Below are 25,097 nucleotides of genomic sequence, written 5' to 3' on the forward strand. Positions count from 1 at the left end.
TGCCTACTATCTTAAAAATCACAATTCACACATTATGGAAATCAAAGCAAAACTTCTAGAGAAATTCGAAACAGCACAGGTATCAGGATCATTCAGAAAGAGAGAGTTCGTTGTAGAATATGCTGAAAACCCTCAGTATCCTGAATTTGTTAAGTTTGAATTGATTCAAGATAAGTGTGAACAACTTGATGGCTTCAATGTTGGTCAAGAAATCAATGTTGCTTTTAATCTAAAAGGCAGAAAATGGACTAATCCAAAAGGTGAAGTAGTTTATTTTAATTCTCTTCAAGCTTGGAGAATTTCTGCTGCTAATGATATAGCAACTCCTCCCCAAACTGCTCCTGCATCAAGCTCTGAAAACCTTACAGAACCAGAATGGCTAAACAATAGCTCAGAAGCAGCAACTGATGACCTGCCATTTTAATCGCAAAACCACAGCCCATTGGGTTTAATTCACCAAGTCTTTGATCGAGTATTTAAATAAAATTCTAAACTCTTAATCTAAAGGTTCGGTCATAAAACACATCTAGTTCGGGATCTAATCATGGTTTCTAGATCCCGAACTAATTGTTTTAAAAATACTTTCATCTTATCAGAAGGCATATCAGGTCAGACATAAATGAGTATAATCTAAATGATCAGACTGAAATGCTTTTTCTCATAATGTAATCATCCATTACGAAGCCACCTCCAATATCAACTACAACATCTTCAATAATCTTGAAGCCATTTTTTTTGTAGAATTCTCGCGCGACCTCGTTGTGTTTATTCACACTTAGTGAAAGGGCTTTCAAACTAGACTTTTTGGATTCCTTTTCAGTGAACTCAATAGCTTTTTTACCTATCCCTTTCCCTCTTTGACTAGCATCTACGTATATTTTACTAATGAATGCGTCATCTTCTCTCACCTCATAAGACAAATAACCCACAGGACGATAATCTGACAAGATGATATAATATTTAGCCCCTTCTCTTACTTGATGTCTTATTGCCTTAAAGGACTGAATATGATCCAGCATATAAGAAACTTGATCTTGTCCAATAATGGGAACATAATGTTCCGTCCATATTTTCTTAGCTAAATCTTCTACGGTACCAAAATCTGACAGGGACCCTACCTTCTTAAATTCAATCATGACATCACTAGTATGTTATACCATTATAAATATAGCAGCTACGGCTGTCATTATAATAATAAACCCTCGAAAAGCTTTCTCAGGGAGTTTTTGCACGATTTTCACACCTAAGAATGCTCCCAAAGCTACACTTGGTAACAAAATCAAATCCAAAAGAAATGAATTCACAGTGATGCTATTCCAACTCCAGATGTGAAATGGCACTTTGAACAAATTAATTCCTAAGAAAAACCAAGCTGCCGTGCCAATAAACTGATTCTTGGGCAGTCTCATAGAAAGTAAATAAAGAGCCATGATAGAACCTGCAAGGTTCCCTACCATAGTAGTAAAGCCTGCTAAAAGACCTAAAAATCCTGTAAACCACCAAAAATCAGGAATTTTTTCTCTTTTATCTTTCTCTAGGAGAACCATTACAATAAGGCTAGTAAAAATAGTAGCTCCCATGATCTGACGAAAAACCTCATCACTGATATGAGTACCTGTATAAGTACCTATCATTACTCCTAAAATGGCCCAAGGAAACAATTTCCATAGATACTTATACTCTGCATGCCTATGGTAATAGGATACACCAAAAAAATCTGCCATAATCAAAATAGGGAGCATTAGCCCACTAGATTTCAAACCTCCAAAAACTATGGCTAATATAGGAACTGCAATCATATTGGCACCAGAGACACCTGTCTTTGACATACCAATTAACACCCCTACTAATAGGAACATAGCAAGCTGAGGTAAATCAAGTACATATCCAAAAATGATTATATCAGTGTATACCATCTTTACCAGCTAACCATTTTGGTTAATTATCCTAATACCCTCGATAAAACCCAATTAGATGAGCCCGAACCTGAGAGAAAATAGGCCTTGTAAATTCAACAAATAGATCTTGAACTGGTGGCGGCATCACCTGTTGATTTTTAGTAATTTGAATCTGTTCTTTTGTAAGTGCTCTTTCATCACCATTGAAATTCCCCCATTCATTGAACCAAATGTATTCACCTCCAAAATCATCTTTCTTTAAAGTGCTACCACTAGTCTCATCTATTACCTCCATTCTGACTATACCATTAGAGACTACTTCCATTCTGTTGATAGTTAGCTTGGCAGACACAGTATTGTAAGCATCTTTAGTCGTACCATCGTCTAACTTCACCGATCCCACTACTACGCTATCACGCTCTACTTTTTCCACTCGCTGTAGTTGATGTGTCTTTCCTACAGTAAAGTCTACGAAGTTGAAAACCAATACTTGATGAGGTCTATCTAGCTTTAGTCTTTCAGCCTCGATAGGTGTGTAAAACCTTATAAAGTCATTTTGCTCCACTTCTCTCAATACTAGTTTCACTTGGTCATAGAAAAAATCACTGCTCAACTTATACTGCTGAGAGTTAACTGGTTTTATATCAACAAAGACCTTCAAAACAGCCATTTGATAGGCCTCATCCATTTTAGCAGTTGCATCTTTGTAATTCGGCACAAATTGATTCGCCTTTTGAAAGAAAGAATAAGCGCGTTTTCCGTTTTCTCTTCTTCCTTCGGCCAATTCCTTTAACCCAGCTTGATATTGTTCTTCTGCTGCTGCAGATTTCACTTTTCCTAATTCATCATAGTAACTAACAGGGGCCGATATGACGGATCTAGCTCCTGGTGAACGTCTAATCTCATCGTACATATGATTTAAACGCTCATAACTATATACAGCTTCAGAGTTTTGAAATGCAGGACTGGAAGCTTTCACTCTACGAATTTGATCTAATTCATTTTCAACCGCTAAAGGATACGCTGTTTTAAGAGCTTCTAAGGTCTTCTTATGATCCGAATTACTTCTTAGTTTATCTGCTGCTTTGATTACCGCTTGATAATAATTCCCTTGTTCGTATAATTTCTTGGCAGATGCGCACCCAAAAGCAATCAGTGCCACAAAAACATAATAATGTAAATTTTTCAACATAAGCTATTTGGTTTTTATTTAAAGAAGGAATTAACAATTAAGTAAACCATAGCTTGTAATGGCCATAGAATAAGTAACTGACTTTTCTCCCATAATAGTATTTGTAAGTGCTGGTCAATAATGATACCAAAACTAAATACAACCCGATCTACCTCCATCTACGGGAATAGAAACACCATTCACATAGGCCGCAGAATCAGTTGCTAAAAACGCAGCTACTGCTCCAACTTCCTCTGGTTTACCAAAACGTCCAGCGGGTGTCGCTTTATTCATATCCGTCTCCACAACTGACCGAGGCTGTCCAGAATCTGCCATAGTAGACTCTATAATAGAATCCAATCTTGCCGTAGCTGTCAATCCTGGCAAAACATTGTTCACTGTAATCCCAAAAGAACCTAACTCAATAGACAAGGTCTTGGCCCAGCCTGCTACGGCTGCCCTTGTAGTATTGGATACACCTAGACCAGGAATAGGCATATAAACTGAAGTCGAGATAATATTAATAATCCTACCAAATGAAACTTCTTTCATCTTAGGAACTAAAGCCTTTGCCAAATAATGATTGTTCTGAATATGTGCTTGAAAGGTATCATTGAACTTTTGATAATCTTCCTCGATCAACTTTCCAGGCGCAGGCCCGCCAGTATTATTAACTAAAATCGTAGGTGCATCATTTGAAGATAAATAATCATCAATAGCTTCTTCTACTGAAGAAGGATTAGAAAAGTCTGCTACTAGATATTCATGCAATTGTTCTTCAGGCGTTGGTAATGACTCTACGGTAACTTTTAATTTTTCTTCGTTTCTTGCAAATAGAACAATAGAAGCTCCTAATTGTGCCAACTGCCGAGCGGTCGCCAAACCTATACCAGAGGTACTGCCACAGACTAGCGCTTTTTTTCCTTTCAATACTATTTTCATGATCTTTTATTTCTTGGATTTACCGATTGATCTCAAATACATAACCTCAACTTTCTCTCTTGCCCAAGGGGTTTTGCGAAGGAAATTCAAGCTGGACTTGACAGACGGGTCATTCTTAAAACATCGTACATTCACTTTTTGAGACATTTTCTCCCATCCGTATTTGGCCACTAAGTGCTCAAGAATATCAGCCAGTTTGACCCCATGTAACGGATCATTCGACTTTTGTTGATTAGCCATTATACTTACCTTTAGACTCAATTGCCTGGTATATATGAGCTAAATGATGCTCACAGTGCCAATCATAATTTCCAATCATCCAACCTAATTCGATTTCACCGCCATGCTCTGGATGAATGAGTTTTTTGCTCCAATCTCCTTCCGTAAGATCTGTCAAAAGCTTAGCCCACCTTGCATGCAAACCTGTCAATATTAAAACTGAGCTAGCAATATTCATCTCAGAATAATCAGTCATCTCAGCCCATCTATCCTCATAGTATGGTTTGATAGTAGGTTTATCTTCAGTCATCGCAAGTTTAAATCGAACGAAGCTATTCATATGACTGTCAGCACAATGATGCACTACCTGACGAATAGTCCATCCTTCTGGTCGATAGCGCCAATCAAGCTCTTCTGTCAATGACTCAGTGGCTTCTATCACTTTTTCAGGAAAACTCTCTATAGTTTGAATACAACGATCAACAAATCGTTGATCAATCGTTACTGGAGCATGATATTGACCAATTGGGAATTTTAGTTTTTCTATATCCATAATATTGGTTTTAAACGAATAGTAAGCCCTCTCTTCTTAAGACTCTAATGGCTTCGCTTTTAATAAATGATTCAAATGAATTTGAAAATAATGATTCGTAAGAATTCTTCAAGGTTTTGAAAGTTTGTTTTTCATCGGAGGTGATTTTGAAAAATTCAAAAACAGAAGCAAACCAGTTTGACACTTCTAGTTCAAAAGTAACCTCAACACTTTTAGATTTGGTCTGAAATACCCATTTGGCACGTTCTATAGTTTTACCCTTTTTCCTTTTTTCATAGAAGTATATTTCTGGTAAGGAACCTAACCAAATTATTAACAGTCTATCAGAAAAGTGAGCATCACTTTGTTGAAGTGCCATTTCAATAAATACTGGAGAAACACTAGGCTTGGGTACTTCAAAATCAAACCACTCTTGTAAGGAATAATCAAAACACATCCCATGCATATAATTGAATAAAGACTGTTTTAAACCATCACTGTAACTTTCGTGATCCGCACCATCGGGATCCAAATGAAAAAGATCGTTTTCAGCAAACCCAGCAAATTCTGGTCCTTCTCTCACTACTCCAAATGACTCTGGATCAAGCCCTACAGGACTGTGGGCTGTCATGGCAAACTGATGCCAAAATCCTGATTGAATTACTCCTTGTTCCATCATTTGACGAACCATTTCTAAAGAATCAATGGTCTCCTGATCTGTCTGTGTAGGAAAACCATACATCAAGTAGGCATGCACCATAATACCAGATTCCGTGAAATTTCGTGCTACCCGAGCTACTTGCTCTACGGTCACTCCTTTATCCATTTTAGCTAGTAGACGATCAGAAGCCACTTCCAACCCTCCAGAAACCGCTATACAACCCGAGGCTTTGAGTAGTCGACATAAATCCTCTGTAAACCTCTTTTCAAAACGAATATTAGTCCACCACGAAACAGATAATTTCCTTCTAAGGATTTCTAAGGCTACTTCCTTCATTAGTGCAGGAGGAGCTGCCTCATCTACGAAATGAAAGCCAGTTTCTCCCGTAGTTTCAATTTGCTCCTGCATTCGGTCAACGATCAATTTTGCACTGATCGGATCATACTTTTCTATGTAATCAAGGGAGATGTCACAAAACGAACATTTTTTCCAATAACACCCATGGGCCATCGTCAACTTATTCCACCTCCCATCACTCCACAATCGATGCATTGGATTAGCCAATTCGATCACTGAGATATATTCATTCAAAGACAAGTCAGTATAATCCGGTGTACCTGTTTTTGCGAATGGAATATCTCCTTCTTTTCCTTTATTGAAATAGACTATCTTATCATCCAATCTGGCAAAAGTTCTTTTCAAGTCTTCCAATTCCCTATCTCCAGATATATACTCAAGAATATTTTGAATAGGCCGCTCACCGTCATCTAGTGATACAAAATCTATGTAGTCAAATACGCTTACATCACTTAAAGATCTTAATTCTGTATTGGGAAATCCTCCTCCCATACTTACTCTTACCTCTGGGTATTTTTGCTTAATAAATTTAGCAATCCTAAACCCTCCATAAAGATTGCCCGGGAATGGAATAGACAAACAAACAATGTCGGGATCGTGTTTCTCAATCAGATTTTGGACTATTGATATACTATATTCATCGACAAAAGTCGGTTCCATAGATAGCATCTCATTCATCTCATCAAAACTAGATGCTGTACGACCAATACGCTCAGCATATCTAGTAAATCCAAACTCAGGATCAACAGTATTGCGTATCAAGTCACCAATATCCTCTAGATATAAGGTAGCCAAATGACGAGCCTTGTCCTGTACTCCTAATGATCCAAAAGCCCAGTCAAGATCTTCTGTCAGATCAAAACGGCTAGCTTCTGGTAGATATTCTCTTTCAGCAATCGCGTATGCTAGTGTAGGATTCTTATTCTGAAGAAAAGATATGACAGAATCGATGGTATGGATATACTCATCTCTAAGCATGAAAATTCGATATTCATTATCATCTAATTCATACTCTCTTTCATCTACCAATTGAAAAAGTTCAGTAAGACCTCGAGAACTGAAAATCTGAAGAATCACCTCAAGACCTACATCTGCTTGAAACGACTTTACTCCAAGAGTATTCAAAAAACCTTTAAGATATACAGTACCAGGATACGGAGTACCTAACTGGGTAAACGGAGGTGTTAGTAATAAAACAGAGAGATCCTTCACCATAAAGCGAAGTTCGTAAATGATCTCTAAAGATCAGTCATCCGTCTCAGGGAATACAATCGTTCTATTTCCTTTGACTATAATTCTACTATCTAAATGAAATTTCACTGCTTTTGAAAGGACTTTTCGTTCAATATCTGAACCAATCTGAGTTAATCCAGCAGGTGTACTTGCATGAGAAACCCTTTCTACATCCTGTTCGATAATTGGCCCTTCATCTAAATCATCAGTAGCGTAGTGTGCAGTAGCACCGATCATTTTCACCCCTCTTTCAAAAGCTCGGCGATAAGGATTTGCCCCTAGAAAGGCTGGTAAAAATGCGTGGTGAATATTGATAATTTGCTCTGGAAACTCGTTAATGAATTCGGAAGATAGAATCCTCATGAATCTGGCCATTACTATAAGATCTACCTTTTCTTCCTTAAACTTTTTAGTCCATTTGCTTTGAACCTCACCCCAATTATCAGCAGAAATGGGCTGATAGAAAAAAGGGATTCCGAACTGCTCTACTACTGGACGAACAGACTCATGATTCCCTATTACAAATGGAATGTTACATTTGAGCTTATTCTCTCTATGCTTTTCTAGTAGGTCATATAAACAGTGTGTCGTCTTTGAAGCTAAAATTGCAATATTCTGCACATCACTAGTATAATGAACTGACCAAGAAAAATTCAATGATTCTGCTAAGACAGAAAATTTTGAAGACAACACTTCTCTCGAATACTTCAAATCTCGTGCGTCAAGACTGACTCTCATGAAATATGCATCTTCAACAGTATCAGTAAACTGCTGGCAAGTAAGAATATTAAACTCCTCCTCATAGAAGAAAGAAGTCACTTTGGCGATAATACCTTTACTATCCGCGCATTGAATAAGAAATGTGATTTTATTTTCTGACATATTGAGTTAATGATTCTAATCAAAGAACAGCGCGAAAATAACCTAGTCCTTGAATACTTTTATATTTTGAGATCAAAGATCAGAGGTTATTAATATCATTATTTTTAGGATTCTTAACACAATTCGAACAACTTCGAAATCGTTTGAAATAGCTCCTTTCTATTTCACAGTTCTTGCATTACCATTGTGTGTGTAGAATAGTTAATATTCATACATCGGTTAGTAAGTATACTAACAAACCAATCTCCCGCACTATTATTATTCCATGTGGTTAAAACTAAATTCAATTTTACAATTCTAAATTGTATGAAAGGAAAATTTATACTCGGGGTACTATTATTCGCACTGTTTACACTTATCTTAAATGTGCCGGTTATCTCTCAATCCAACTTAAGTGAAAAGACAATCGTAGATAAGGATTTGGGTTTTTCAGTAGGAGAATTTGTTTATGTAATAATGCCAGATGGCAAAGAAATAATTGCGGTAGTCAGAGGAAAGATATCTGATAATAAATATTACATCAGAAAGTACAAGAGTGATCTTCAAGGTAAGGTTAACAAGAAATTTTTGAGACGTATTCCTCCAGAGGAAATCGAAGCGATCAAATCTCGAGGCACTAGTAAAGAAGGATCAAAGTAACAGTAACTATTGTTTTTTGATCTAATCCTTTCCTTCTAAACCAACTACAAATCCTTAATATTCACTATATTGTATATTAACTAATAGTGAATGAGTGAGTACTGCAGTAGCAATAGAGAATAATGTAGGGAATTCTAGTGTCCATTTTTTTTGGACTAACTATGTAAATCCTGACCATGTAGAACTTCTAACCCCTCAGCCTCTCTTCGCCCATCTCACACTGCATCATCCATATGCTCTGACGGAGTTCATAGACAAGCGTGATTACCAATCAATGGTCAATTACTTTTCAAATCTAGAGATAGACTCTCCCCCTACACACTGCTATTTAAAAAGAATCGACAATCACATTCGTCAAGTATCATGTACATCTATCAGAGAAGAAAAAGGAATCAAAACGCTCTGGAGCTTTAATAGTGATGATTCCAATAACTTACTGACCGCAGCTGCACACGATCTTAGAAGCCCTATAAATTCCGTTCTCGGTTTGACCAACGTCATTCAAATTATGCTCAATGAACCGAAAGTCGAAAAAAAGGAATTAACACGTATTATAGACTTGATGAAAGTCAGTTGCAAAAATGTACTCGATTTCACGGAAGACCTCTTGGAACTATCTGAAATAGAATCTGGAACTTATCAACTAAAAACTGAAGAAGTAAGAATTAATGAGTTCATTGATACATTTATTTCTACGAATAGATTTGAAAGTACCAAAAAGAAAATTGCTATTCAGAAAGTATCAAAAATTAATGAAAATGATACTTTTCATATCAATCGTTCTAAAATTACCAGAGTGCTTTCAAACCTATTAAGCAATGCCATTAAGTTCAGTAACCAAAGCGAGAGTATCTATATTAAAATATTAAAGAACGAAATAGGCCAGTTGGAAATTCAACTTATCGATCAAGGTGTAGGTATGACTAAAGAGGTATTAGAGAACCTATTTGTGAAATTTGGCAAATCAAAAAGACTGGGACTAGATGGAGAAAAATCTCATGGATTAGGAATGTCTATCGTCAAACAAATCATAGAGATGCACGGTGGACAAATACTGGTATCAAGTGAGGAGAATCAAGGAACTGTTGCTAGGTTAATCTTCACTCATTAAGCTATTAGGTAGTATAGATTAATTTATTACGGCTAATGTCAATCAATTAGAGCATCAGAGTTGATGCAAAAGTGAGTCACTCTATAAAATGACTCACTTCCGGTGTATTCTGACTTTTACTTTAATTTTTCAGCAAAAGCCTTTTTGAACTTTTCTACTTTAGGCCTAATCACAAACTGACAATACCCTTGGTTTGGGTTTAGATTGTAGTAGTTCTTATGATAGTCCTCCGCAGGATAAAACTTATCAAACGCTGTAATTTCTGTCACTATAGGATCATCAAATGCGCCTGATTCATCCAATCGCTTCTTATATTCTTCAGATAAGCTTTTCTGTTCTTCAGAGTGGTAAAAAACTGCTGATCTATATTGCGTCCCCACATCATTGCCTTGACGATTGAGCGTAGTAGGATCATGAGTAGACCAAAATACTTCTAGTAATTCCTTGAATGATATCTCTTCAGGGTTATAAGTAATTTGTAGTACCTCTGCATGTCCTGTAGTACCAGAACACACCTCTTTGTAAGTAGGATCTATTGTCTGTCCTCCACTGTACCCAGACTCTACCTTGCTTACCCCTTTGAGCTGTTGAAATACTGCTTCGGTACACCAGAAGCATCCATTTCCAAATGTTGCTATTTCCATTTTTTCCTGATTGTCCGTCGAAAACATCAAGGTCATCGACAAAATAATTAATTGAACAATAAACATAGTCTGTGATTACGATTCTACATAGTTATTGGTTTAACAAAGATCGAATGCAATTAATTCAATCTTGATGAATCTTCTTTTGAAAAGCATATACCGCCGTAAAGAAGTTATTCAATAACTACACATTATACAAGGAATCAGAGTTTGTCGGTTCTCCCTCTGCGATGAAAGTTGTTAGTTTTGCCGTCGCAAAATTGATAACCGAGTGCAATGAGTGAGGGAAAGGAAAAACTAACCAAGGAAGACATCGAGAAATGTGTTACTATTTTAGAAACACTATCAAGTGATGTAGAACAACTTTCTGCATTGTCAGAAGAAGATCGTATCGCTGTCATGAAAGCGGCTGGTAAATTGACTCGTCCTAATAGAGATGAATTTGCTCAAAGACGAAAGGATACTAAAAAAGCTGCTAAACGCAAGCAGCAAGAAAGAGATCGTCATGCTCGAAAAGCCACAGGAATCAGATCAGCTAGAGAGGCTACTATTTTCGAAGCGCCCAAACTTTTAACTGCTGCTCAACTTCCTGATGAAACTCCTGAGCTGGAATCTGCTCGAAACTGCTACGTTTGTAAGACTGAGTATACAAAGCTTCATCACTTCTACGATGCGATGTGCCAAGATTGTGGGGATCTCAATTATGCTAAAAGATTTCAAACCGCAGACTTAACAGGGCAAGTCGCTGTGGTAACTGGGTCTAGACTTAAGATCGGATATCATATTACTTTGATGCTTTTGAGAGCTGGAGCAACTGTGGTAGCTACGACCCGATTCCCCGCGGATTCAGCACTCCGATTTTCCAAGGAAGAGGACTTTCATGTCTGGGGAGATCGTCTCAAAATTCACGGGCTAGACCTCAGACACATTCCTAGTGTGGAGATATTTTGCAATTTCATCGAACAACAATACGATCGTCTAGACATCTTGATCAACAATGCGGCTCAGACTGTACGTAGACCTGCAGGATTCTATTCTCATATGATGCCCAATGAGCAGTTGCCCTACACTGCCCATGATGAAAAAACTCAAAAGCTTCTAGCTGATCATATTCACTGCTTGCAAGAGCTGGATCATCTGACAGGAAAGATTACTCAAGGAGAAGACAAACGACTGCCTGTATCTTGGCAGACCCCAGAAATTGGCGTCGGATTGAGAGCTTCTGCCGAACTATCTCAGATACCATACAGTTTTGACCATTCGATTAAACCAAAAGAAGTATTCCCTGAAGGACAATTGGATGCGGATCTTCAACAGGTAGACCTTAGAAAAACGAACAGTTGGAGACTAAAACTTGGTGAAATCGAAACACCTGAAATGGTAGAAGTACAACTTGTGAATTCTGTAGCCCCTTTTGTACTTTGTAATCGACTTTCTACTATCATGAAGAAAGAAAACACAGGTATGAAGCACATTATCAATGTATCAGCTATGGAAGGTAAATTCCATCGATTCCACAAAGAAGATCGCCATCCTCATACCAACATGGCTAAAGCTGCGCTCAATATGCTGACACACACCTCTGCAGGTTCGCTGGCTAAACATGGGATTTATATGAACGCTGTTGATACGGGGTGGGTAACAGATGAAGATCCTGTAGAACTGGCTAAGAAAAAAGAAAAGGACCATGACTTCCAGCCTCCGTTAGATATAGTCGATGGTGCGGCCAGAGTACTTGACCCTCTTTTCGATGGTATCAATACTGGTAAACACTGGTGTGGGAAATTCTTGAAAGATTACTTCCCTATCGACTGGTAGTAGTTAGATAGCAGGCAAATAGCTAGACCTCTCGGACTATCGGTTTAAATCATTTGATTTTGAGTCTGCTTGTACATAGTCTTTGCTCTATACTGAGCAGACACTGTGCTAAGTACTGAGCACACATCGTGTCCTTATAAGAGCAAGAACTCTGCTCTTGATACTATCAGATATAAAAAGAGCCTTAGGTTACCCCAAGGCTCTAAACTGTTGTTATGGATTACAAGCGATTAGAACTTTACCGCTTGTAATACTTTTTGTTTTCCTGACTGAGTTAATACTTTGACCAAATAGTTACCAGTAGGCTTGTCTTTCATTGGTATAACTATACTGCTAGAATCTACTTCTAATTCATCTATCACTGTACCAAAGACATTACAAACTAATACGCTTACTATTCGCTCCGAAGCTACTAGTTCCATATTCGTATTAGTGGGGTTTGGAAACAATGTAAAACCTGAATTATCCTCCCCGATTCCTGAAACAGTATCGTTGTCGGTAATTTCAATTTCTACAGAAGTAACTGCTCCCAAAACAGTTCCTAACGATGGGTTGGACAATGTAACCGTCACAGTTTCGATATCCTCAACCTCAGAATCATCCTTGATCGTCAGTTTGACTGTACCAGCTACTTCTCCATCCAGAATAGTGATCGTAGTACTCGCGAGTTCCACATCTGTATTTGCACCAGAGATAGTAACCTCAAACACCTGATCTCCTACGACAGCCTTAGTAGCTGTAACTGTAATTGTCACCTCATCACCTTCGGTAACCTCTACAGTCGATGAAGATAGCTCTACAGATATTGGCTCTAATCCATCAGCTCTGAAAGCCAAATTTTGGATTCTTTCGTCTGAATTAGGTCCTACATCAGCGATATTGTAAGCATCAACATTGTAGTTGTCCAATAGGTATTCAGCAAGTGCATCCTGCTCAGTACCATCATCAGCAAAGGTCGCGTCACCAGTAGCCCCATCGTTTTTACCATCACCATCTAGGTCATATAAATTCACTCTATTAGCGGAAGCTTCCTGAGGGAATGGATAGTTATCCCCTCCTCCTGCTAGGAAATTTAATGTTACTACTCTGACTGTTTGCTCAGGAAGAACGACAGTACCATCATTGACTAGCCTTGCAGTCTCCTTTCCATTTTCGTCTACGAAGATCGCATTCTGTACTCTGCTTCCTGTTTCCGAAGTAGGATCAAAAGACAACTTAACTCCAGCAATTTGGATAAACTGACCAGCAACTGTCGGCAAAGCTCCTACTCCGTGCTCAAGAACCTCTACTAACTGCTGATGAGTTAGGGTCAACAGGGAGAGTCCATTATTGAATGCTAAGCTTGTATTGATGTCATTTTCACTAATTCCACCTTCAGGCTTCACTACACTACCATCAGAACCCTTGACCGATTCGTTAGGCAATCTTACTGCTTCTGTACCACCAGCTGGAACGATAATTTGTCCAATACTACTTCTGATACCACCACCGTTTTTGATCGATACCCTCACTGTAGGATCAGTGGTCTTAGCAGCTGCTAGATTTGCATCAGCCGTCAAATTACCAAAATTCGTTTCTTGAGTCCTTACCCCATCAGGATCATCACTAGCCCCAGAGCCGGATCTATTTCCATTGAGGTAAACATCTGCTATTCCAAACACATTAGACTCTTTAGCTACAATTGCATCCTCAATAGCATCAGCAATGGCCTGCACTTCTGGATCGACATGTGCAGCAGCACTCAAATCTGTCACCCCTTGCTCATCTGTAGCATAAACTCCTGAAACATCTGCATCATAACTTGCAGGAACTATATCTCCATCTTCATCGAAGTCTATTACCAATCTACCTACATATTTGTAGCTACCGTCTGTATTAACTACTGCGGTTGAAGTTCCACCGGCATTGGTAAAGAAGGCAGGATAGTCACCTTGCTTAGTATCCCCATCTCTCAATCTATCATTGCTGTCCGTCAATCTAGTGTTGGAACCACCTGCTACTATAATATCGACGTCCTTCAATTTCTCAGCAAGAGCAAACTCTATATCAATTCTCTGCATATGAGCCAATACAATGACTTTATTCATAGTCGGATTGATATCAAGTAAATGATCTACTTCATCTTGAATAATCTTAGCAAGAGCATCAATTTCAGCATCAGAAGGATCATTAGCAAATGGTGCAGGCATGGCTACGACTCCACCTGGAGAAGAGATACTTGCTAGTGTAGGTGTAGTAGCACCTACTACTCCGATTGACTCACCATTCACATCAAGAATGGTAGAAGAAGTAATCTTACTGCCAACTGGACCTTGAGCACTTTCTACTACTAACGCACTCATATCTTCATCCTTACTGAAGTCTAAGTTTGATGACAAATATGGAAAGTCTGTCCCTTGGAAAGTCACATCTCCTTCTAGGTCGGTACCTGTCAAATCAAATGACGCTTTGGTAGGTGTGTCTCCTGAGATCAATCCTGAAAGTACTTCTGTACCAAAGTCAAATTCGTGGTTTCCTAATGAAATAGCTTGAAAACCAAGTTCATTTTGTATTTGAATATCAGCTACTCCTTTGAAACCAAAGGCATCTCCAGACGCGTCGTAGAACAATCCAGGTATGAAAGCATCTCCAGAAGACAATCTCACCGTATTATCCGCTATGCCATCACCACCCAAATCCTGAGCCTCAAGCGCATTCATTACAGCTGACAATCTTGGTGCATCCTGAATCGCTGGAGCGCCAGCTTCTTGATCTGTTACGTGAAGTAGCTCAAGCGTGAATGTGTTGTCTACAACTGGAACATCTCCCACTTGATAGGTAGTGACCGTACCACTTACTTCATTAGATACTATCAATAGTGCCTGACCGCTTGGACTATCAGCTGCTGGTACGAATACCAATCCTTCTGGAGCATTGTCACCTGCTGTCAAGAAATCGTCTTTTGGATCTTTAGTAAAATCTCTATTGTTGAGATATTCTACAAACTCTGGTGCATTTGGATCAGTCACATCGTATACCATGATACCGCCAATTCTCTCCAAGGCGACAAAAGCGAAACTAGTCTCTCCTACTTTACCTAAAGTGATCGCTTCTGGTTCAGGACCTTTATTATCACTTCTATTTCTAAGCTTGACTTTATCATCACTAGCATTGAAGTTTTCTGGATAAATAGTCGCAGTGATCTGTTCGAAATCATCTCCACTATCGTATATCTGACCTTCCTCTACTTCCCATATCGAAAATGATCTAGCGCCATAAGTCAGTAGTTCTTGGTACTTCCCATCTCCCGATTGCTGAGATATATTCATAATACCCAATCCATCTGCAGCAATTTCAATCTCTTCTGCATCTGGAAAGAAATTAGAATCAAAGTCTATCTTTCCTATTTCTGTTTCATCGGTATAATCTCCATACTCCCGAGCATCACCTTCATTAGCAGTAAATAGATACTTCTTATCTCCAATTTGCATACTTGCAATTGCATCAGGCATATATACACCTTGGAATGGCAATCCATTGTCTATATAAAGTGGTAAGTCATCGTCCTTACTTGGATCAATTCCGTTTCCAGACAGGCTATGATCTTTAAACCCAAGACCAAAGATATCTTCAACAGTCGCGGTAGAAATCCTAACTAAAGCCACTGCATTGTTCTCCTGAAGTGTAACAAAGGCTGAATCTCCTAAAACCGTAACATACTCTGGCTCCAAATCCTGCGCTACTGTAGCTCCTGGCCCAGAAATCAAGATTCCACTCTCTCTCAATTCATCTACACTAAAAGTGTTGTATGATTTAAAATCTGCAGTCTCAACATCTGTTGGAGAAGCTGTTGATAAATCCAATGGTAAATTGATGATACTCACTGTACCTTCAGGATCCACTGTGTAATCATCATTTGGTTCTCCTTCATTAGCTACTATTATTACTGTACCGTCTTCGTTGAATGTCACCATATCCGGAAGTGCGCCTACTGTGTATGAAGCCAATTCTGATTCGTCAGTTGTGCTGTAGATATATACAAAACCTGGGTCTTGTTTTACATCCGCTTCTATCGCCACTGCTAGCATTCCATTAGCTACTGCCACACTATTGACACCTCCTCCCAGTGAGGAAATATCGATTGGAGTCCCTCTGGATGGAGAGGTAGGGTCAGCCATATTGATCACTTCTATGACATCAGTCTCAGAATTAGTTACATAAAGTTTATCAGTAGTGGCATCGAATGCTGATATCTCTGCAGCACCTTTGTCAAATGCAGTTCCGATTTGTACTGAACTCAATTGTGTCAATACACTCTTCATCTTCGGCTTGGCGATAATATTGAAGAATTGATTCACCGTATCACCAAAACTCGTAGCTTCTACCATCACTGCCTGATACATAGCCTTGTCAAATGAGCCTCTTAGTACTCCGTTTTTAGAAAGCGCTATTCCATCTATTTCTCTACCAAAAAGATCAAATACTTCATAAGACAATGGCGTGTCTTTATCTTCAAAGTATTGGTTAAAATCTACAGAGAAGAAAGCTCCTTGGGTAGTTTCTATATCTGCAATTTCTTGGATGATCTGAGGCTTAGCAGCTGGGCGACCACCTTGTGCAAATTTGAAATTCAATACTGGTGCGCTATCGACATCACCATCAAATGACTCTGCTTCTCTGATACCTGTACCACCTATCACAAAGGCTACTGATCCGCCCGCTTCCCAATCAGAACGACTAACCACTGCTTCTAGAAGCTTAGCGATGTTTGGTGTAGAATATTTATCACCTACTACATCCCAAGTACCTGCCTCGATATTCCAAAATACGGTATCAGCAGGCATCATTCCTTCTTTCTGGCTATTAATGCCATCATTGAAGTAGCTTCTTGAAGAAATATTGCCATCCACATCGACGTACGTCGATGGTGTCGAACTATCTTCAACTATGATGTATAACTCAGTAGGGTCAATGTTCTTATTAGTCGCATCTACCGTGAATTCAATGCTTGCAGATTCTATGATGGCACCTTTCGGCAATTGCAGTTCATTAAATCTCAAACCTGTCAACTGAAAGGTCTCATCAAAAGTCGGGTTATCTGGTCCCGTTTCCTGTCCAAGTTCAAGGTCACTACTTCCGATATCCATGCCATTGTTTGGTCTAGCGCCTCCTGGCAAATACTCCTCTGCGTCGTCAGTACTAGCTCCTATCGCTGTACTATTTTCTTTGAAAGGTACAAAGTCTACTATAAGTGAGGCAGGGGTTCCCGAATCAAACGAGCCTGCTTCTCTTCTTCCCGTTCCACCTATTACAAATGATACTGCATTACCTTCTTTCCAGTCGTCTTTATTGACTATGTATTGTAGAAGCGTCGCAATATTAGCCGTCATCTCCGCAGGTCCTCTATCTCCGATATTGGTCCATGTACCCGCTTGAACACTCCAATAAACACTATCCATAGACTTTCTACCTTTGCTATCTATGCCATCTGAGTAGTATGACCTTGATGTAATATCTCCTACCGTCTCTGTATAAGTATGAGTGCTATCCGAGTCTTCGACTACGATGTAAAACTCAGCTGGATCAAGGTTCTTGTTGAAGTTGTCTACCACAAACTGAATAGTAGCGGAACTAATAATTGCACCTTGTGGAATATCAAGTTCGGCGAATCTCAACCCTGACAATTGATCTGTCTCATCGCTTTCACTTCCTAACTCAATATCACTGCTTGGAAGATCCATTTCATTCTCTGGTCGAGTTCCTCCTGGCAAATATTGCTCTGCATCATCTGTACTTGACAATATGAAATACTCATTGTTAGTCGCAGGGACATAGTTGACTATCAATCTGGCTCCAGCTTCTGGGTTATTAGGATCGTATCCTTCTGCTACTTTCAATCCAGTACCTCCGATGGCGAATGCCATAGCATTACCAGCTTCCCAGTTTGGCATATTGACTAGTTGCTGTACTAAGGAAGCGATATTGGTAGATCGTTGATCAGGTCCACTTTCGCCTACTACGTCCCATGTACCATCAGGTATCATCCATTCCACACTGTCTTTTAGATACTCTCGATTGGTCAAGCCGAAAGAAGCATCACTAGTAGTAGGATCTCCTACATACGTCTCAGGATCAGCAGATTTCTCTGCAATAATGTAGAGTTCAGAATCAACCACCCCATCATAGTCATCATCTGATTCGTCAACTGTAAACTGAAGATATGCTTCTTTGATTACTGCCCCTTTTGGAATCGAAATACCATCAAATCTTAGTGCTGACAGTTGTGGAGAGAAGTTTTCCTGGTATCCCAATTCTATATCACTGCTTTCTGAATCCACATTACCTTTAGTGGTATTGAATGGTCCTACGGCATTTTCCAACTGCTCTTCAGCATCATCATCTTCAGAACTAATTCTAAATACCAATGTCTCCTGTCCAGAAGCTCTTGGAAGAGGTCTGAGGTCAGCAAAGTCAAGTAGTGCTACTACAGGTTCGTGATCACTTCCTGATGCATCTGTTTCTTCAGTATCAACATTCAGATGTGCTATTTGAACTTTTGCATTTACTGCTAGGTTGTCACTGACCAAGATGTGATCTAGAACTTGAGAATTTCCTTGGAAGATAAAAGTGTATCTATCGTCTAATGGAACCTTGTTGGTCAAGTTGTAAAGAAATTCGTCGAAATCAGCTACTGGAGAGACATAAGCAAACTCATTCAAGTCTCCTAAGACCACTACAGGTGCGTTATCATTTTCTTTCAAGTATTGTTTTACAAATTCTTGAACGGCTTCCGACTGGACTTGTCTTTCGTCTAAGCTTCCATTTACCGATACATCCTCTTGTCTATCTTGGAATGGTTGCTTGACTCCAAAAATAGGGGCACTACCTCCCTTAGATGAGAAGTGATTATTTACTACCATCAATGTAGTATCGTTGAACTCGAATTGTGCGACTAGTGGAAGTCTTGCTTTTTCGAATGCATCGCCTTCGTTTTGAGAAGAGATAGTCTGAACAGAACCTTCTACTAATTTCACTCTAAGAGGATTGTAAAGGAAGGCTGTTCTGATGTTTCCATTTGGATCTCCTCCACTAGTAGCTTCACCTAATAAAAAGGTGTTGTCAATATACTGATAAGCAGGTCCACCAGCTGCTGTGATCGCATCCACCAACATTTGTAAGGTCACATCAGCAGCTACTACACCATCAGGTCCCTCTGATCCTGTATTGTCTTGGATCTCTTGAAGTCCTAGAATATCTGGCGAACTAAGGTTTTGAACGATTTGATTAGCTATAGTTACAAATCTACCTTCGCCTACATCGTCGTCCTCTTCATCGTTATTCGGATCAAGGTTCAATACATTATAGGTAGCGATCAAAAGCTCTTTTTCAGATGCTTTGAATGGTACTACTGTCGGGCTAAAGGAAGCTTCTTCTTTAGCTTCTAATACTTCAAAGTCTTGTGTAGGGGTAACTTCATATACACCTCTGTCATAAGTAACGATACCCGTAATATCTTCAAATAAAGTACCTGGTAGATATCCTTGAACGGCTCCTGTAGGTCTGTCTTCTTCTTTGCCTCCAAGAAGCGCATTATCACCTAAGGATATTTCGATTTTTTCAGGGTTTAGGTCACCAGGCATTATGCTAAGCGTATTTCTGGCAGTCAAACCTGTGGCATTGGCGCCAAAATCAGTAACGACGAATACATCCGACATACCTACTGGGGTTACTGCCATTGGTTCTTGAACCTTCACTAGCATATTTTCTAAAGATTCATAAAAATCTATTCCTGAAACGGATGGTTCGAATGTTGCATCAAACTCGCTATCATCAATTTTTTCAGTAGGTAACAACCTTCCTCCTAATCCAAGAATCACGGCTTCAGGTAAATCATTACCCTTAAAATCAACTTGAATAAATGGATTGTTTCCTAATTGAGTTCTAGTAGGTTCATCTGCCCTCATTTCTTGTTCTTGTACTGTACCGATTACAGTGACAGCATCTCCAACTTCGACATCATCGGTACCAGAAGTAAAGACATACAGCGCTTCAGAGGTTTTTGGATCGGTGTCAGGCGCTAAGTCTTGTACGTAAAAACCATTCTCATCTGTCCCTGTTACTATTCCTTCTATTTGTACATCCGTATCTTCCATAGGTGAGGTGTGTCCTGCTCCTTGGATAGCACTAATGGCGGTAGTGGTAAAATCATTGTCTCCAATTTGAAGAACTGCTTGGCTAATGGCTCCAATGGAAGCGTTAGTTACATTTTTCAATTCAATAACTAAGCTTTCTGTTCCTTCCATCAAGGCATCGTCAGTCACTGTAAATGTCAATGTCTGCTTATCTGTAGATCCTGCTGGAAATGTGAGCGTCTGTGTGGTATAGTTATCTAAATCTGTTGCTTCACCAGTAGTACCTGCGATACCGGTAAGTATCTCCACTTCTACCGTAGTAGCATTCGTAGCATTTGGGTTCAATATTTGTACTGAAACTTCAGCAGTCCCTTCTCCTTCTCTGGTCAAAAAGAATGCACTTTCAAATTGAACGATTGTAGAAGTAAGTGTTGCTGCTTTTAGTTCTACCGCATTCACAAACCACTCTGCACAGCCAGATGTAGCTGAGTAATGGATCAAGAGTTGCTGCTCCCCTTCTAACTTCTCATAGTTGAAGGTGATGTTTTCATCTGCTTCGGTCAGTGTACCATAAGAAGTTTTAGTAGCTAGATTGGGATCAGTACCAGCGACATAGGCGTCAGCAAGAAAAACTTCCAAGCCATTTCCACTGAAATTAGAGCTGACATCTATAGATATAGTTCCACTTCCGATGCCTGAAAAACTTATGGGCGGACTAATCAACCAGTCATCTCCATCACATGCATCTGCTCCATACGCATTCATTCGTACGGCTTGCTCATCTAGTCTATATGCCCATGAAGAAGCATCTCCGGCAGCACTGTATTGAGACCATTTCCCTACTAACCTATTGAAAGGATCAGTCGAGAAATCTTCAGAGATGACAGTGGCTGGTGGGTCTAATACTACTTCATTAGATATCTCTAATGTTCCTATAGGAAACTGAGAGGCACAAGCGTCATCCGTAGAACATCCGTCTACTGCATTTTTTCCGCTAAAAGTCCAGTTAGACTCATTAAAAGTAGAACCATCTGGGCCTGTATCATCTTTTCTGTAAGCCCATCCGTCTAGATATTCCCAAGGCTTACCCGTTCCATCTACATCGACGTCTCCAAATACGTCAACTACGGACTCTGCTCCACTGAAACTAGTAGATGCATCATAATATAGTTCGATGGCGTCATCTCCATTGACAGAGATAGAACTCGAAGAAAATGAAGAGCTGAATCCAAAGTAAGCTTTGAAGCTAGCGTCTACGGCATCCGAAGAAATGTGAAAATAGTCACCGGCATTGGCTGAGCCTGAAAGCTGGATATCTATTCCATCACTTCCGCCTCCATTGAAGACAGCCCCAACAGCGTATTGAGATAAATCTGCGATATCGTTGATCGCATAAAGCTCGACGGCTTTAGGTTTTCCTCCTGGTAGTGGGCCGTCAAAGACACCACTTATGACGAGATCATTTTGTGCCGATAGACTGAACGTCATCAGCAAGCACAGCAACGACATTAGCTTACGCTTGTGCCAACTGAACTGTTTGGTAAAGTTTTGCATGTTTGTGTGAATTAGTTTAATAACAAGTGAATTGATTAGGTATGAACTATAGAATACAGTAGTTTCTGTGAGTCGATATTAGTTTTCAAGACAGACTTGACTTGAACTACAGACTCTAATATTCAGACACAAATCATTCGTTGGTCAATACCAAAAATAGAAGAGGAACGGAGGCTCTTTTGAGGAATAATCATTATCGGTTTTATACGATTGTATTAATTAACTCTTCTTTAAAATTTCCTATTTGTAAAGTATGTAACTGATAAATCAATAGCTAAGCAGAACTAACTGATTCACAAGGAGTCTAGTAACAACCTAAAGATCTTAAATCCGATCTCATTGCCTTATTTCCAACTTTTTATCTGAAGAAGCTTATATATAAAATAACTAGTAACTGATCTTCTAAAACCTAGGTCTACATTAACAAAAAATGAATTTTAAAACCTTAATATTAAGACACTTACAGATGTATTTAGCATTTAAAAAAGAACAACAATTATCTCCATTTGGTAAACAAAATCCCTAACGAACCTAAGTTCGATTAATGGTTTTATTCAAACACTTTTCAAAATTTCAACCTACCACTCTTAATCAAGCTTTTGCCTTCAAGCCAGGCAGGCTCTTCCTTTTTTCATTGCCAAAAAAGGAAGCAAAAAGTCTAGAAAATTATAAACTCGCTAACGCTCAGACAGTATAATTTTCACTCTTTCTTATGAAATGTCAAATAAGTAAAGTTCTTAAATCGAACTGAGATTCCTAAAAAACTGCCAACCCTTATAAAACAAAAAGCCTTGTTGAAAACAAGGCTTAGACACACAAGAAAGAAAAACAGCTTTTACATGTTGGTAAATTTCATTGTATATGACATCTCTCTCCCCTCTACTAGGAGTACATAAATACCTTTGGAAAATCCTGAAAAATCAACACATGTGTCGCCATTCTTTATAGCCCTGCTCAAAACTAATTTCCCCGTATAGTCTACAACGTTTATCCTGAAGTCTTCCTGCCTTTGTCTTTTGATCTGGAGACAAGTATTGGCTTGATTCCAATATGCTTCAAAGCTGTTGCTAGATTCTGCCACTCCGGTTGGTACGGCTATAGGAGCTGCATCAGGGTCATGTGAGTGCAATCCAAAATCTTGGGTATTGGTCAACGCTATTCTTTGCCATTCTTCTGGTTTAAACTGAGTATTTGGAGTAGAGACATGAGCTTGCCTTTTTAAAATCTCATTTTTGGAAAAATCTGAAGATGAATTTTTCTCCCCTATTACATCTACTAATATTCCATCCTTAAACAAACCTATCGGATCGTTGCCATTGAAGGACATAACAGCGCTAGAGGTAGCAACATCACTTAGGTTAATAAGATTTTGACTTGCTTGATCATTCACTATCACATACGAACTACCAGCAGCAAGCGAACCTTTCAATTGCATCCCCCCAGACCAGTCTCCTATTCCGTTGGTTTGTTTGTATATGGTGAATTTTGACAAGTCGGCTTCACTCTTGCCGATGTTACTAATCTCTAGCGCCTTATTTTCTTCTTCTCCTTCTAGATACTCTGTGAATAACACAATACTATTGTCTTCTCCAGAGCCTGGATCGGGAGTTGGTTCCGAATCTGTTGGTGGGGTTTCATTTCCCCAGATATAATTGACAAATTCTGGATGATCGATAAATGGGTTTCGGTTCTTTTGATAAGAGAAAACCACTTCGTTTCTTCTCAGCTCGTCTTTAGAGACGGGGTCTGATTTGTGCCATGCTAACAAGTCTGATAGCTTACCTAGTTTAGTTTCAGCATCAGATATCGAAGATATATCTTCTACTATTTCTAGATCTGGCTCTCCATTTTGGCCTTCATATCTAGTAGCCATGTAAAAAACCATTCTAGCGACATCTCCTTTTACTTCTGCTCTCGGCTCCCAAGTATTATCACTGGTAAAACAACCAGTAGCTCCACTGTAAGTACCTGACTTATCTATATAAGGTGTTGAACTCTCTGCAAAGAACTTGTTTCCTCTAGCAGAATTAGTAGATATATCAGAGGCACGAAGATGATGTACGTCTGTCCCTGCTCCTCTAGAGGTACCAAAACCGCCTCTGGACTGAGGCCAAATGTGTTCACGGTTCCAGCCATTACCTCCACTGTATTCACCAGCGGCAGGAATCGAAAAGCCCGAGTGTATTCCTTTGATGTTGTTGGTATTATCTGGGTCCTGATCTGCATCTTTTAGTATATCCCATGTATCTGTGGAGCTACTTGAGTATGAAAACTCAGTATGTCCTTTGATGATGCTATTGAGTTTTGATTTCAAAGCATCACCGCTCAATCCTTTGGTTCCCGAATAGTAATCATCAGGAGCATCTGGTGTTGGCGCTGGATCAGGTGTAGGTATTGGTTTAGGGTTTGGATCAGGAGTAGGGTCAGGTGTTGGAGATGGTGTGTCTCCTCCCCAGATATAATTCACGAATTCTGGATGATCGATAAATGGGTTTCGGTTATTTTGATAGGAATAAATGATATCATTTCTTTTTCTCTCTTCTTGAGATACTGGATCGGCCTTGTGCCATGCCAGTAAATCTGACAACTTACCGTGCTTAGGAGCTTTTGTCGATAGACCTGAAATACTCTCTACGATCTCTAAATCTGGCTCTCCACGGTCGCCTTCGTATCGAGTAGCCATATAAAATATCATTCTGGCTACGTCTCCTTTCATTTCTGCACGGGTTTCCCAAGTATTACTGCCGTAATATGATCCTGTGACTCCTTTGTAGTTTCCAGAGTTGTCCGTGTACGGAGTGGAACTCTCTGCAAAGTGTTTATTTCCTCTTTTGGAGTTGGTAGAAATATCAGATGCTCTGAGATGATGTACGTCTGTCCCCGGACCTTTGGAGGTTCCAAAATCGCCTTTGGACTTAGCCCAAATATGTTCTCTGTTCCAGCCATCATTGTTACTATGATCAGAGGCGGCCATCGAAAACCCTGAATGAATGCCGATCACTCGATTTGGATTGTTTGGGTCTCTATCGGCTTCTTTTAGAATGTTCCATACGTCACCATAGCTGAATTCTTTATGACCCTTGATGATGCTGTGGAGTTTCGATTTCAAAGCATCTCCACTTAGACCACTTGTACCTGCGTAGTAGTTGGCAGGGATGTCAGCTCTGGATAGTGTGGAAAAGAACAGAATAGATATGATGATAGTTAATCGCACAGTAATTCTCTTTATTGATTGCTGTGCAATGCTAGTTTAGAACTATAGACAGTAACAGTACACTACTATCAGTATAGTAAAGCTCGAAATACTCCTCAAACTGGCTAAAAC

At 39.4% G+C, this 25,097-nt stretch carries 15 protein-coding genes; 4 read left to right on the forward strand and 11 right to left on the reverse strand.

Annotated features, from left to right (window positions below; all coding sequences use genetic code 11):
• Positions 1-34: 34 nt before the first annotated feature.
• Complete coding sequence (locus tag DKG80_RS07780) at positions 35-424, forward strand: DUF3127 domain-containing protein (RefSeq protein ID WP_109830748.1); 390 nt, start codon at positions 35-37, stop codon at positions 422-424.
• A 214-nt stretch (positions 425-638) separates the two neighbouring features.
• On the opposite strand, the gene DKG80_RS07785 is transcribed toward DKG80_RS07780, so the two are convergent.
• The 8 genes from DKG80_RS07785 to purU all read right to left on the reverse strand — a co-directional run bounded on the left by DKG80_RS07785 (position 639) and on the right by purU (position 7,895).
• Positions 639-1,136 carry a GNAT family N-acetyltransferase gene (locus DKG80_RS07785; protein ID WP_109830749.1) on the reverse strand — a complete coding sequence of 166 codons (498 nt, stop codon included), beginning with the start codon at positions 1,134-1,136 and terminating at the stop codon, positions 639-641.
• Between the two features lie 15 nt (positions 1,137-1,151).
• The gene (locus tag DKG80_RS07790; RefSeq protein WP_109830750.1) at positions 1,152-1,916 is read right to left on the reverse strand and encodes a sulfite exporter TauE/SafE family protein; all 765 of its coding nucleotides are present in this window, start codon (positions 1,914-1,916) and stop codon (positions 1,152-1,154) included.
• 31 nt (positions 1,917-1,947) lie between these two features.
• Positions 1,948-3,090: a hypothetical protein gene (locus DKG80_RS07795; RefSeq protein WP_109830751.1), complete on the reverse strand. Its 1,143-nt coding sequence runs from the start codon at positions 3,088-3,090 to the stop codon at positions 1,948-1,950.
• A 132-nt stretch (positions 3,091-3,222) separates the two neighbouring features.
• On the reverse strand, positions 3,223-4,011 hold the full coding sequence (locus tag DKG80_RS07800) for an SDR family oxidoreductase (protein WP_109830752.1): 789 nt from the start codon (positions 4,009-4,011) through the stop codon (positions 3,223-3,225).
• 6 nt (positions 4,012-4,017) lie between these two features.
• The gene (locus DKG80_RS07805; protein ID WP_109830753.1) at positions 4,018-4,251 is read right to left on the reverse strand and encodes a VF530 family protein; all 234 of its coding nucleotides are present in this window, start codon (positions 4,249-4,251) and stop codon (positions 4,018-4,020) included.
• The gene (locus tag DKG80_RS07810) at positions 4,244-4,783 is read right to left on the reverse strand and encodes a YfiT family bacillithiol transferase (RefSeq protein ID WP_109830754.1); all 540 of its coding nucleotides are present in this window, start codon (positions 4,781-4,783) and stop codon (positions 4,244-4,246) included. The genes DKG80_RS07805 and DKG80_RS07810 overlap by 8 nt, the downstream gene beginning before the upstream one ends.
• A gap of 10 nt (positions 4,784-4,793) precedes the next feature.
• Positions 4,794-6,995 (reverse strand): B12-binding domain-containing radical SAM protein, encoded by a 2,202-nt coding sequence (locus tag DKG80_RS07815; RefSeq protein ID WP_109830755.1) that lies wholly within the window; start codon positions 6,993-6,995, stop codon positions 4,794-4,796.
• 30 nt (positions 6,996-7,025) lie between these two features.
• Entirely contained in the window at positions 7,026-7,895 is an 870-nt protein-coding gene (gene purU / locus DKG80_RS07820; RefSeq protein ID WP_109830756.1) for a formyltetrahydrofolate deformylase, read from the reverse strand.
• Between the two features lie 306 nt (positions 7,896-8,201).
• Here purU and DKG80_RS07825 point away from each other — a divergent pair, with 306 nt between their 5' ends.
• Both DKG80_RS07825 and DKG80_RS07830 read left to right on the forward strand, forming a co-directional pair.
• Positions 8,202-8,534, forward strand: a complete 333-nt coding sequence (locus DKG80_RS07825) for a hypothetical protein (protein WP_109830757.1) — start codon at positions 8,202-8,204, stop codon at positions 8,532-8,534.
• A gap of 94 nt (positions 8,535-8,628) precedes the next feature.
• Positions 8,629-9,645 (forward strand): sensor histidine kinase, encoded by a 1,017-nt coding sequence (locus DKG80_RS07830; RefSeq protein ID WP_109830758.1) that lies wholly within the window; start codon positions 8,629-8,631, stop codon positions 9,643-9,645.
• 116 nt (positions 9,646-9,761) lie between these two features.
• Here the strand turns inward: DKG80_RS07830 and msrA are convergent, their stop codons facing one another.
• Positions 9,762-10,325 (reverse strand): peptide-methionine (S)-S-oxide reductase MsrA, encoded by a 564-nt coding sequence (msrA, locus tag DKG80_RS07835; protein WP_245906974.1) that lies wholly within the window; start codon positions 10,323-10,325, stop codon positions 9,762-9,764.
• A 240-nt stretch (positions 10,326-10,565) separates the two neighbouring features.
• Between msrA and DKG80_RS07840 the strand changes: the two genes are divergently transcribed.
• Complete coding sequence (locus tag DKG80_RS07840) at positions 10,566-12,107, forward strand: SDR family NAD(P)-dependent oxidoreductase (RefSeq protein ID WP_109830759.1); 1,542 nt, start codon at positions 10,566-10,568, stop codon at positions 12,105-12,107.
• A 230-nt stretch (positions 12,108-12,337) separates the two neighbouring features.
• Here the strand turns inward: DKG80_RS07840 and DKG80_RS07845 are convergent, their stop codons facing one another.
• Positions 12,338-21,772: a choice-of-anchor I family protein gene (locus DKG80_RS07845; RefSeq protein WP_109830760.1), complete on the reverse strand. Its 9,435-nt coding sequence runs from the start codon at positions 21,770-21,772 to the stop codon at positions 12,338-12,340.
• A gap of 835 nt (positions 21,773-22,607) precedes the next feature.
• Positions 22,608-24,986 (reverse strand): endonuclease, encoded by a 2,379-nt coding sequence (locus tag DKG80_RS07850; protein WP_109830761.1) that lies wholly within the window; start codon positions 24,984-24,986, stop codon positions 22,608-22,610.
• Positions 24,987-25,097: the final 111 nt, after the last annotated feature.

Source organism: Reichenbachiella versicolor (genome assembly GCF_003171675.1).
Lineage (GTDB): Bacteria > Bacteroidota > Bacteroidia > Cytophagales > Cyclobacteriaceae > Reichenbachiella > Reichenbachiella versicolor.